The organism is Paeniglutamicibacter sp. MACA_103 (assembly GCF_045798555.1).
Taxonomy (GTDB): domain Bacteria; phylum Actinomycetota; class Actinomycetes; order Actinomycetales; family Micrococcaceae; genus Paeniglutamicibacter.
The window spans coordinates 1-12,089 of sequence record NZ_JBIXLN010000077.1; the positions used below are offsets into that span (position 1 = coordinate 1).

Genomic DNA, 12,089 nt, shown 5'->3' on the forward strand with positions numbered 1-12,089 from the left:
TTCCGTGGCGGCGATGACCGCCGTGAGGGTGGCTTCAAGCCCCGCGAGGATCGTGGCGGATTCCAGGGTGGAGACCGTCGTGAGGGTGGCTTCAAGCCCCGCGAGGATCGTGGCGGATTCAAGCCCCGCACCGAGACCAGCACCGCTGACCTCGAGGCGCTGCGCGACGAAGAGAACCGTCGCGCACACAACCCGGCCGACCTGCGCAGCTCCAACAACCCGGACCGTGGCCGTTCGCCGGAGATCGATGACGACGTCACCGGCAAGGAACTGGACCGCATCACCCGTGCGGAACTGCGTTACCTTGACGAGAAGAACGGCGAATGGGTTTCCAAGCACCTGGTCATGGCCGGCCGCTTGATCGACATCGACCCGCAGCTTGCCTACGAACACACCATTGCGGCCAGCCGCCGTGGCGGCCGTGTGGCAGTTGTTCGCGAGGCCGTCGGCCTGGCGGCATACGCTGCCGGTGAGTTCGCCGAGGCCCTGCGTGAATTCCGCACGCACCGCCGCATCAGCGGTTCCAACCTGCACCTGCCCCTGATCGCCGATTCCGAACGTGGTGTCGGACGTCCGGAGAAGGCCCTGGAAATTGCACACAGCGAGGTCGTCGAGACCTTGGATGCCGCCGGCAAGGTTGAAATGGCCATGGTGGCCTCGGGCGCCCAGAACGACCTCGGAAACCTTGAGGAAGCCCTGGCCGAACTCGAGATCCCGCAGCTGGAACTCAACCGCGCGTTCAGTTACAGCCCGCGTCTCTTCTCTGCCTACGCAGATGCACTGGAGAACCTGGGTCGCGGCGACGAGGCAGTCACTTGGCGCAAGCAGATCTCCGTGGCCGAGGAAGCCCTGGGCACCGGCGAATTCGCCGAACCGGACATCATCGACCTTGGTGAAGACGACGAAACCGATGCCCGCCGCCCGCGTGCCCGCGACATCGTCGAGCCGGAAACCCCGAAGGCCGAAGACGGCGAGCTTGCCTCAGCGCAAGACGCCGAGGAAGGCTTCTCCGACGAGGACGCCGTCGACGTTGTCGAGGCCTCCGCGCTGGAGGATGCTGCCGAGGAATCGAACCCCGAGCTCGATGACGAGGCCCCGGCCGTCACCGAGTCCAACGGAGCGTCCCCGGTCATCGACCAGGACGAAAACGACGAAAAGTAGGGATTCGATCCATCCATGCTGATAACGGGTTTTGACGCGCTGCTTGCCGATCTTGACGGCGTCGTCTATGCAGGCAACGGTGCAATTCCCAAGGCGACCGATGCCTTGAACCGATTGCAGGAACACTCGGTGATCCTGGCGTACATCACGAACAACGCCTCACGATCCCCGGGTGCCGTTGCCGCACACCTGAATCAGCTGGGCGCCCCCGCGTCTGCCGAGCAAGTATTTGGCTCGGCAGACGCGGGAGCCGAACTCCTTGCCCAAAAACTGCCCCAAGGATCCAAGGTCCTGGTGGTGGGCAGCTCCTACCTGCGCGACTGCGTCAGTTCCTTCGGAATGGAAATCGTCGCCAGCCACCTGGACGCGCCCCAAGGGGTCATCCAGGGCTTCGACCCCTCCGTCGGCTGGCAGGACCTGGCCGAAGCTGCCTACGCGATCCACGGTGGGGCCATCTGGGTCGCGACCAACACCGACCGGACCATCCCGCGCGCCGAGGGCATCGCCCCGGGCAACGGATCCCTGGTGGAGGCCGTTGCCGCCGCCACCAAGGCCGAGCCGCTGGTGGCCGGCAAACCCGAACCACTGCTCTTCCGCCGCGCGGCCGAAACATTCCAGGTGACCCGCCCGCTGGTGGTGGGGGACCGGCTCGACACCGACATCCTCGGCGGCAACAACGCCGGCTACGGCACCGCCCTGGTGCTCACCGGCGTGGACACGGTGCGTACGGCGTTGGCCGCTCGCACCGCCGAGCGCCCCGACTACATCCTCAAAGACCTTTCCGGGCTCTACGAGACCTACCCGGTCGTCGAGGTCACCGGATTCGGCGTCCGTTGCGGCGCCGCCCTGGCCTCGGTCAACGGCGAAACAATCACCATCGACGGCGATGAATCGAACCTGGATTCCTGGCGTGCCGCATGCGCGGCCTGGTGGCTTGCTCACCCGCGGCAGGAACACGCCGTGGAACCAAAGCTCAGCTTTTCCCAAATCGTCGGCAGCAAGCCATAGGCTCGAAGGTGATGATGAGCAACAACCACACACCACCCGAGAACGACGGCCGCGGCACAGCGGTGCCCACACCGCGACCGGCCGCCCCCGCGGATTCCCGCCGGCCGACGACCGACCTCGGCGTGCTGGAAACCCTGGCCGACACTCCCGTTGCCGACCACCTGGCCATCTTCGAGGACCTTCAGTCGTCGTTGACCGCCGACCTGGATGCCACCTCGCAGGAGCGCGCATGAGCCGCCTCGACCAGGAACTGGTCACCCGTTCCCTGGCCCGGTCGCGCACCGACGCCGCCCGGCTGATCGCCGACCAGCGGGTGTGGGTCGACGGCGTGCTGGCCAGCAAGGCCGCCAAGAACGTTGCCGAATCCTCGGCCATCACCGTCCAGGCCGCCGCGGGCGAGGAATTCGTGAGCCGGGCCGGGCACAAGCTTGCCGGCGCGCTGGCGGCCTTTTCACGCATCGACGTCGCTGGAAAGCGCTGCCTTGACGCCGGCGCCTCCACCGGTGGATTCACCGACGTGCTGTTGCGCCGCGGTGCGGACCACGTCGAGGCCGTCGATGTGGGACACGGGCAGCTCGTCCCCGAACTGCGCGCCGACGCCCGCGTCCACGTCCACGAGGGCATGAACGTGCGCTACCTGGACCCCGCCGACATCGGGGGAGTGGTGGCCCTGGTGGTGGCCGACCTGTCCTTCATCTCGCTGACCCTGGTCATGCACGCCCTGGCCGGCGCCACCGAGCCGAACGGCGAACTGGTGCTCATGGTCAAGCCCCAGTTCGAGATCGGACGCGAACAGCTTTCCCGCACCGGGGTGGTCACCAGCCCGACCCAGCGCCGCAAGGCAGTGGATGTGGTGATCTCTTCGGCGCACGACGCAGGGCTGAACGTGCTGGGGCTGGCGCGCAGCCCGCTGCCGGGCCAGGACGGCAACGTCGAGTTCTTCCTGTGGCTGGGCAAGGACACCGGACACAATCCGGGGGCTTGTCCACAACCCCGCGTCGGGACCGACGCCTGGCCGGACGTTGACTATTCTTAGACTGGTGGCATCTGAACCGATGTCCTAACCTTCGGTCCGCCGAGGAAGGAACCCATGCGCAGGATTTTGGTCCTCACCCACACCGGACGAAACGATGCCCTGTCCGCGGCGGTGGACACTTGTTCCCGGCTGCGGGATGCCGGACTCATCCCGGTGATGCGACGCCTGGAAATGCAGGCGGTGCGCAACACCCCGGAGGGCGAGGACATCGAGGTCGAGCTCCTTGATGAAGACACCAGCCTGGAGAACATCGACCTGGGCGTGGTCCTGGGCGGCGACGGCAGCGTGCTGCGGGCCGCGGAACTTGTGCGCAACGCCGGGGTGCCGCTGCTCGGGGTGAACCTGGGGCACGTCGGGTTCCTGGCCGAAAGCGAGCGCGCGGCCCTGCAGGAAACCGTCCAATGGGTCGTGGAGCGGCGCTACACCGTCGAGGAACGCATGACCATCGACGTGCAGGTCTGGCTGGACAACCGCCGGATCGCCCACACCTGGGCCTTGAACGAGGCCGCCGTGGAAAAGGCCAACCGCGAACGCATGATCGAGGTTGTCATGGAGGTCGACGGCCGCCCGCTGAGCACCTTCGGCTGCGACGGCGTGGTCATGGCCACCCCCACCGGATCCACCGCCTACGCCTTCTCCGCCGGGGGACCGGTCGTCTGGCCGGAGGTCGAGGCCCTGGTCATGGTTCCCATCAGCGCCCACGCACTTTTCGCCAAGCCCCTGGTCGTCGCCCCGACCTCGGTGCTGGCCATCGAGATCCTCACCCGCACCGACGCCGGGGCGGTGCTCTGGTGCGACGGGCGGCGCACCATCGACCTGCCGCCCGGCGCCCGGATCGAAGTCACCCGTTCCGCCAAGCCGGTGCGCCTGGCGCGGGTCAACCAGACCCCGTTCTCCGAACGGCTGGTCAACAAGTTCGAGCTTCCCATCCAAGGCTGGCGCGGACCGGTGGAACCCGGGGAACGGGAGACCGCCACGACCGCGCTGCCGGTCATCACCCCCGCAATGCAGGTCATCGAACCGCGCCACCACGCGCCCAAGCCCGAACCGGAAACCCTCGGGGACAAGGATCATCGGAGGCAACTGTGATACAGGAAATACGCATCAGCGACCTGGGTGTCATCTCCCAGGCGACACTGCCGCTGGGCCCTGGCTTCAGCGTGGTCACCGGCGAAACCGGTGCCGGCAAGACCATGGTCATCACCGCGCTCGGGCTGCTGCTCGGGCGCCGCGCCGACGCCGGCGCCGTCCGCCACGGAGCCAAGCAGGCCGTGGCCGATGCAACCCTCGTGCTGCCCGCGGCCAGCAGGGTCCTGGACCGGGCCGAGGAAGCCGGGGCGCTGGTCGAACGCTTCGATGACCAGGCCGAGCTGATCATCACCCGCACCCTGTCGGCCGAGGGGCGCAGCCGCGCCTCCGTGGGCGGGCGCGCCGCCCCGGTGGGCGTGCTCGCGGAACTGGGCGAGGACCTGATCGCCATCCACGGGCAAACCGACCAGCTGCGGCTCAAGGGCGCGTCCGCGCAACGCGCCTCGCTGGACAAGTTTGCCGGCGCCCCGCTGGGCAAGCTGCTGGCCGCCTACCAGGAGACCTTCGACAAGTGGGGAAGTGCCTCCGCCGAGCTGGAGGAACTCTCCGCCGCATCGCGCGAACGCATCCGCGAGGCCGAGTCGCTGCAGGCGGCCCTGGAGGAAATCGACGCGGTCGATCCGCAGCCGGCCGAGGACGCCGAGCTGAAGAACCAGTCGCTGAGGCTCTCAAACGTCGAGGCGCTGCGTTCCAACGCCAACCTCGCCCACGAGTCGCTCAACAGCGAGGACTACGAGGCGCCCAGCGTCATCTCCCTGGTGGAAACTGCCAGGCATGCCCTGGAACAGGTCGCCGCCGACGACGCGGACATCAAGTCCCTGGCCGAGCGGCTCAACGAAATCGGCATCCTCGCCGCCGAGGTGTCGACCGACCTGGCCGCCTACCTCTCGGACCTGGACGCCGAGGGCCCCGAACGGCTCGCGGCACTCGAGGAACGCCGGGCGGATTTGAACCGGCTGATCCGCAAGTACGCGCCGGACATCGACGAGGTGATCGCCTGGGCGGCCACCGCGCGCGCCCGGCTCACCGAGATCCAGGGCGACGACGGCCGCATCGAGGCGCTGCGCGCCGAGACCGAGGCGTTGCGGGCCGAGGTCGCCGAGATGGCCGCCAAGCTCTCGAAGCTGCGTGCCAAGGCCGCCAAGGACCTGGCGGCGCGCGTGACGGCAGAGCTTGCGGCCCTTGCCATGCCCGACGCGAAGTTCGTGGTCGAACTCGAAAAGCTCGAGGCGCCCAACCGCTTCGGCATCGACGCGATCACCATGCTGCTCCAGCCCCACGCGGGCTCCTCCCCGCGCCCCCTGGGCAAGGGAGCCTCAGGCGGCGAGCTCTCCCGGGTAATGCTGGCCATCGAGGTGGTGCTGGCTGCAGTGGACCCGGTTCCGACCTTTGTCTTCGACGAGGTGGACGCCGGCGTCGGCGGGAAGGCCGCCGTGGAGATCGGCAAGCGCCTGGCCATGCTCGCCAAGCACGTCCAGGTGATTGTGGTCACCCACCTGCCGCAGGTGGCGGCCTATGCGGACCGCCACGTCCGGGTCATCAAGTCCTCGAACGCCCTGGCTGCCGACGGCGCGGGATTCACCGCCAGCGACGTGGTGCTCCTGGACGAAGCCGAGCGGGTGCGCGAATTGGCGCGGATGCTGGCCGGCCAGGAGGACTCGTCCACGGCGCAGGCCCATGCCGAGGAACTGCTCGGCGAGGCGCAGCTGCTTGTGAGTTCCCTTTCCTGAACCCCGGATTCCGCCTGTCGGATCCCGCAAGCCTGTAGAGTCTTTCCCAACCGTCCAACAACGAAAAGGTGATAGGGTAGAACCCCGTGGTGCAACGTAATCTTTCTCGTGATTCCCGGTCGTCTGAAACGACAAAGCATATCTTCGTCACTGGTGGCGTGGCCTCTTCCCTCGGAAAGGGACTGACGGCTTCCAGCCTCGGTCACCTTCTTCGGGCACGTGGGCTCTCCGTCACCATGCAGAAGCTAGACCCGTATCTCAACGTGGATCCGGGCACAATGAACCCCTTCCAGCACGGTGAAGTCTTTGTCACCGATGACGGCGCCGAAACCGATCTCGACATCGGACACTACGAACGCTTCCTGGACGAAAACCTCAACGGCATGGCCAACGTGACCACCGGACAGGTCTACTCCGAGGTCATCGAAAAGGAACGCCGCGGCGACTACCTCGGCGACACCGTACAGGTCATCCCGCACATCACCGACGAAATCAAGCGCCGCATGCGCCTCCCGGCCACCGAGCCGGGCAAGGGCAAGAAGGCCCCCGACGTGATCATCACCGAAATCGGCGGCACCGTTGGCGACATCGAGTCCCAGCCGTTCCTCGAATCGGCCCGCCAGGTCCGCCAGGACATCGGCCGCGGCAACGTCTTCTTCCTCCACGTCTCCCTGGTGCCCTACATCGGCCCCAGCCAGGAACTGAAGACCAAGCCGACCCAGCACTCCGTGGCGGCACTGCGCTCCATCGGCATCCAGCCCGACGCCCTCGTGATCCGTTCGGACCGCGAGATCCCCGCGGAAATGCGCGTCAAGCTCGGCAAGACCTGCGACGTCGACCCGGAAGCGGTCATCAACTGCGCCGATGCCCCGAGCATCTACGACATCCCGGTGGTCATCCACTCGCAGGGCCTGGACGCCTACATCGTGCAGCACCTGGGCATGAAGTTCAAGGACGTGAACTGGTCCAAGTGGAACAAGCTCCTCGACGCCGTCCACAACCCCAAGCACCACCTGGAAATCGCGCTGGTCGGCAAGTACATCGACCTGCCCGACGCCTACCTCTCGGTCACCGAGGCCCTGCGTGCCGGCGGCTTCGCCAACAAGGCCAAGGTCCAGATCCGCTGGGTTCCCTCGGACGATTGCTCGACCGAGGCCGGTGCCAAGAAGGCGCTTGCCGGCGTCGACGCCATCTGCGTGCCCGGCGGCTTCGGCATCCGCGGCCTGGAAGGCAAGCTGGGCGCCCTGAAGTTCGCCCGCGAAAACGGCATGCCGACCCTGGGCCTGTGCCTGGGCCTGCAGTCGATGGTCATCGAATACGCCCGCAACGTGGTTGGGCTGGTGGACGCCTCGTCCACCGAGTTCGAGCCAGATACCCTGCACCCGGTCATCGCGACCATGCAGGAACAGCTCGAGATCGTTGACGGCAAGGGCGACCTGGGCGGCACCATGCGCCTGGGCCTCTACGACGCAACGCTCGCCGAGGGCTCGGTCGTGGCCGCGACCTACGGCAAGACCGCCGTGGCCGAACGCCACCGCCACCGCTACGAGGTGAACAACGCCTACCGCGCGCAGCTCGCCGAGGCCGGACTGGTCTTCTCCGGCACCTCGCCGGACGGCGCACTGGTCGAGTTCGTGGAACTGCCCAAGGACGTGCACCCGTACTACGTCTCCACGCAGGCCCACCCGGAGCTCTCCAGCCGTCCGACCCGCCCGCACCCGCTCTTCGCAGGGCTGGTCAAGGCCGGGCTGGAACACCAGAAGGCCGGCAAGTAGCACCATGGCAACGACAGACGGCGAGGCGCTGGGCGATTCGTTCAGCCCTCGCCGCCTGCTTTCGTCCGAGACCGTCTACGACGGGCGCATCTGGGACGTAGTGCAGGACACCTTTGAATTTACGCCAGACGCGGCTCCGCTGGTGCGTGACTACATCGACCACCCCGGTGCCGTTGCGGTCCTGGTGCTCAACGAGGCCGACGAGGTGCTGATGATCAACCAGTACCGCCACCCCGTGCGCATGAACCTGTGGGAAATCCCCGCCGGGCTCATGGACATCGAGGGGGAGGCCCCGCACCTGGCCGCAGCACGCGAACTGGCCGAGGAGGCAGACCTCGTCGCCGAGGACTGGGCGGTGCTGGTGGACCTGTTCCTCTCCCCGGGTTCCTCCTCGGAGGCGATCCGCATCTACCTGGCCCGCAATGCGCGCCCGGTCCCCGAACACGAACGCCACGAACGCACCGACGAGGAAGCGGACATGGCCCTCGCCTGGGTCCCCTTCGACGATGCGGTCGCCGGCGTCCTGGGTGGACGGATCCACAACCCCTCCGCGGTTGCCGGGCTGTTGGCCGCCGCCGCGGCGCGCGCCGACGGCTACGCCTCGCTGCGCCCGGTCGACACCGCGTTCGAGGCCCACCCTCGGCTGCGCTCACACGAGCCCAAGCCCTAGGGGAGCGGCGCAATGTCCCCCGACACGATTGGGCCGGCCACGATCCGGCTGACTCCGGTCGGTTCGGTCCCGCCCACGATCCGGCTGACGCCCGTCGCCGAGGCGCCGTCCGCCGCACCGCCGGCCGTCGTGTCGCCCGACCCGGCGACCCTGCCCATGGGCAAGCACCTGGCGACCTACCTGCAGCACCTTGCCGTGGAACGCGGCATGGCCAAGAACACCGTCAGCGCCTACCGCCGCGACCTGTACCGCTACGTCTCCTTCCTGCACACGCAGGACGTGCACGAACCGTCCCAGGTCAACCTCGGGCACCTGACTTCCTTCGCCCAGGCCGTGCGCGACGGGGCCGACGGCGCGGCCCCGCTGAGCGCCAGGTCGGCCGCACGCACCATCGTCGCGGTGCGCGGCGTGCACAAGTTCTGGGAACTCGAGGGGCTGGCACCCACCAACCCCGCAGTCGACCTGCACCCCCCGGCCCCCGGGCGCCGCCTGCCCAAGGCCATCAGCGTCGATCAGGTCACCGCGATCCTGGAATCGGTCTCCATCGAGACCTCCGCGGGGCTGCGCGACAAGGCCATCCTCGAATTCCTCTACTCCACCGGCGCCCGCATCTCCGAGGCCGTGGGGCTGGACGTCGACGACCTGCACCTGGAACGCCCGGCCAGCGGGCCGGCGGTGGTGCGGCTCTTCGGCAAGGGCTCCAAGGAACGCATCGTGCCGCTGGGGTCCTACGCCATCGACGCACTGAACGCCTACCTGGTCCGCGGGCGCCCCGAGCTGGTGGCCAAGGGCAAGGGCACCGCCGCCCTCTTCCTGAACCAGCGCGGCGGGCGGCTCTCGCGCCAATCCGCCTGGTCGGTGCTCACCAAGGCCGCCGAACGCGCGGGCATCGAACAGGACGTCTCCCCGCACACCCTGCGCCATTCCTTCGCCACCCACCTGCTCGAGGGCGGCGCCGACGTGCGCGTGGTCCAGGAGCTGCTGGGCCATGCCTCGGTGACCACCACCCAGGTCTACACCCTGGTCACGGCCGACACCCTGCGAGAAATCTACGCGGCCGCCCACCCGCGAGCCCACAACTAGGGAAGGTAGCCCCCGCCATGCCGCAAGCATCCGCCAAAACCCCCACCCGGGTCGTGTTGTGCCTGCCGGTGGCGCGCGGAACCGACGGCGCCCAAGTGCTGCTGGGGCTGAAGCAACGCGGTTTCGGTGCCGGACGGGTCGTGGCCCCGGGCGGAAAGATCGAGCCGGGGGAGAGCCCCGAGGACGCCGCGGTGCGCGAACTTCTCGAGGAAACCTCGCTGGTCGCCGACGCCGCGGCGCTGCTGCCCGCGGCCCGGGTCTACTTCCGCTTCCCCGCAAACCCCGCCGCGGACATGGACTGCACGATCTACCTCACGTCCGCCTTCAGCGGCCTGGCCCTGCCCTCGGCGGAGCTCGCCCCGGAATGGCATCCGGTGGAGAACCTGCCGTTGGAGCGGATGTGGGACGATTCTGCGCTGTGGCTGGGACGGATCCTGGCCGGCGAACGCTTCGACGCCCTGGTGCGCCTTGCCACCGACAACGAATCGGTGGACCGGTTTGCCACCATCGACTGGCCGGGAAGGAAGATTCCCGCCGGTGTTGCAACCGAAGCCGATTTCCCGGACATTACCTAGGCATGAGGGGGCACCCGAAACCGGGTGCCGCGAGGGGGAGGGAACCCATGGGAGCGAGAACCGCGTTGCATGTGGAAGAACTGCACCGGCAGTACTCCCAGCGCGTTTACGGATACGTCTACCGGCGCACCAGCGATGTGCAGTCCGCCCAGCAGATCACCAATGACGTCTTCCGCATCGCCTGGCAGCACCAGAAGGAGCCCTCGGAGGATGCATTGCCGTGGCTGCTGGTGACCGCGCGAAACCTGGTCGCCAACGAATACCGGGCCCAACGCCGCCAACGCAGTCTCGTCGAGAAACTGGGCAGCGCCGAACTGGCCCGCCGCCCGCATCCGGAAAACGATCCCGGTGCCGCGGTCCGCGAAGTGCTGAACACCTTGCGTCCCCAGGAACGTGAAATCCTCATGCTCGCCTATTGGGATTCGCTGAGCCTGACCGAAATCTCGACGATCCTCAAATGCTCACCCGACTCGGCCAAGTCCCGGCTCTTCAGGGCGCGCAAGGCCTTCTCGAAGAAGGCCCCGAACCAGATGTTGAAGGGTGGAACCTCAAATGGACAACATTGAACAGCTCCTTCGAGACGCCGACCCACGCATGCTCCGGGACTCCGGCGGCCCGCTGCCCCTGGACCTGGATGAGCCCGGCCCGGTCTTCGTCCAACGGCCGGTGCGCCAAGCTCCCAGGCCGCGGCGCTCCTGGGGCCCGGTTGCACTGGGCGCGATGCTCACCGCCGCCGCGGTGGCCGCTGTGATCGTCTGGTCGCCGTGGAACTCCCCGCAGCCCTACCCCGGCCCGGCCGTGACGCCCACTCCAAGCCCCACGGCCCCCGCGCCCTCGGAAACCGGCCCCCCGGCCGATCCGACGTCGCAGCCGGAATCCGCGCCACTTCCCAACGGGCTGTTCCCCGCTTACGACGGCGTGCACTTCGACGACGACAAGGCCTGCCGCGCCTTGTCGCTGCCGCAGATGCAGGTCGCCGACGCCCAGGGAAAGCTCAGCAGACCCGGCATCGACGCCGATGCCTACGCGCTCATCGGCTGTGTGAAAGGATTCGCCGCCTTCGAGCCCAGCCAAGAGTATGTGGCCCAGCTGAACGTCGATGACACGAGCGGCAGCATGCTGATTGCGAAGTGGGATGCCGCAAGCAGCGAGTGGATCAGCTCGCCCTCTCGGAACGGCGAGGACGGAGTGGAAGGGAGTCCGGAATACCTCAGCTGGCCCATGCTGCGCGGCTTTACCTACGAAGCAGATGAAACCCCGGAACAACGCATGGACCGGGCCATCGAGGAGCTGAAGATCACCGAGCAGGTTGCCGAGGCCCTCTTTGGGCCGAATGTGCCGTCGTGGATGGAAAACGAGACCGGCGTGGAACGCGTTACCTATGGCAATTCGGTCCTGGAAGTCACGCATCCGGCCTGGACCAGATCCGAGTCACTGCACGACTCCGAAGGCAAGGCGATGGACCCCGAAACCGCGGACCCGAAGGACGCGGCCACCTACCATTTGACGTTCTTCGATGCGCACGGCAAGGCCGTCTTCAACCTGGGCCTGTTCCCCGACGACCGCCCCGGAGAAGACACCGGAATGACCTGCGACGATCCCGCCGCGACCTATGTGCTGCACGGACTCACCCCGATCCCGTTGGCGGTTGACGAGGGGAAGCTGGCCCTGGGGCTGGTCACCCAGACCGATTTCTACGGAATCGAGCGCTCCGTGGTGTCGGTCGTTCCAGCCGACAGCGCCACCGAGGGCAAGCGGTGCGACCTGGTCACGGCCTTCCATGTCGACGGTCGGATGCTCCAAGCCGACGTCTTGACCGGCTACTTGGGGTTCAAGGATGCTGCCGAACGGACCGAATACCTGCAGTCCAGCGAGTACCTGCGATCCATCGAGGTGGCCGAGTCGCTGAAGCTCAAGTAGCGGTCGCGGTCGCGGGGGGGGGGGGGGGGGGGGGGGGGGGGG

General features: G+C 67.7%; 11 protein-coding genes and 1 pseudogene. All 12 read left to right on the top strand.

Annotated features, from left to right (window positions below; all coding sequences use genetic code 11):
• A pseudogene (locus ACIPVK_RS20985) lies at positions 1 to 1,161 on the top strand (hypothetical protein); the annotation flags it as partial.
• 15 nt (positions 1,162 to 1,176) lie between these two features.
• On the top strand, positions 1,177 to 2,169 hold the full coding sequence (locus tag ACIPVK_RS20990; protein WP_407613928.1) for an HAD-IIA family hydrolase: 993 nt from the start codon (positions 1,177 to 1,179) through the stop codon (positions 2,167 to 2,169).
• An 11-nt stretch (positions 2,170 to 2,180) separates the two neighbouring features.
• The gene (locus ACIPVK_RS20995; RefSeq protein ID WP_407613929.1) at positions 2,181 to 2,402 is read left to right on the top strand and encodes a hypothetical protein; all 222 of its coding nucleotides are present in this window, start codon (positions 2,181 to 2,183) and stop codon (positions 2,400 to 2,402) included.
• Positions 2,399 to 3,205 (top strand): TlyA family RNA methyltransferase, encoded by an 807-nt coding sequence (locus ACIPVK_RS21000; RefSeq protein ID WP_407613930.1) that lies wholly within the window; start codon positions 2,399 to 2,401, stop codon positions 3,203 to 3,205. The genes ACIPVK_RS20995 and ACIPVK_RS21000 overlap by 4 nt, the downstream gene beginning before the upstream one ends.
• Positions 3,206 to 3,259: 54 nt before the next feature.
• Positions 3,260 to 4,294, top strand: coding sequence for an NAD kinase (locus ACIPVK_RS21005; RefSeq protein WP_407613931.1), 1,035 nt, complete (start codon positions 3,260 to 3,262; stop codon positions 4,292 to 4,294).
• Positions 4,291 to 6,024 carry a DNA repair protein RecN gene (gene recN / locus ACIPVK_RS21010; protein ID WP_407613932.1) on the top strand — a complete coding sequence of 578 codons (1,734 nt, stop codon included), beginning with the start codon at positions 4,291 to 4,293 and terminating at the stop codon, positions 6,022 to 6,024. The genes ACIPVK_RS21005 and recN overlap by 4 nt, the downstream gene beginning before the upstream one ends.
• An 86-nt stretch (positions 6,025 to 6,110) precedes the next feature.
• A complete protein-coding gene (locus tag ACIPVK_RS21015) occupies positions 6,111 to 7,799 on the top strand; it encodes a CTP synthase (RefSeq protein WP_407613933.1) in 1,689 nt (562 codons plus the stop codon).
• Positions 7,800 to 7,803: 4 nt separating this feature from the next.
• Positions 7,804 to 8,469, top strand: coding sequence for an NUDIX domain-containing protein (locus ACIPVK_RS21020; RefSeq protein WP_407613934.1), 666 nt, complete (start codon positions 7,804 to 7,806; stop codon positions 8,467 to 8,469).
• Between the two features lie 12 nt (positions 8,470 to 8,481).
• On the top strand, positions 8,482 to 9,552 hold the full coding sequence (xerD, locus tag ACIPVK_RS21025; protein WP_407613935.1) for a site-specific tyrosine recombinase XerD: 1,071 nt from the start codon (positions 8,482 to 8,484) through the stop codon (positions 9,550 to 9,552).
• 17 nt (positions 9,553 to 9,569) lie between these two features.
• Positions 9,570 to 10,127, top strand: coding sequence for an 8-oxo-dGTP diphosphatase (locus tag ACIPVK_RS21030; protein ID WP_407613936.1), 558 nt, complete (start codon positions 9,570 to 9,572; stop codon positions 10,125 to 10,127).
• A 47-nt stretch (positions 10,128 to 10,174) separates the two neighbouring features.
• The gene (locus ACIPVK_RS21035; RefSeq protein WP_407613937.1) at positions 10,175 to 10,693 is read left to right on the top strand and encodes an RNA polymerase sigma factor; all 519 of its coding nucleotides are present in this window, start codon (positions 10,175 to 10,177) and stop codon (positions 10,691 to 10,693) included.
• Positions 10,680 to 12,047 carry a hypothetical protein gene (locus ACIPVK_RS21040; protein ID WP_407613938.1) on the top strand — a complete coding sequence of 456 codons (1,368 nt, stop codon included), beginning with the start codon at positions 10,680 to 10,682 and terminating at the stop codon, positions 12,045 to 12,047. Before ACIPVK_RS21035 ends, ACIPVK_RS21040 begins: the two co-directional genes overlap by 14 nt.
• The last annotated feature ends 42 nt before the right edge of the window (positions 12,048 to 12,089 follow it).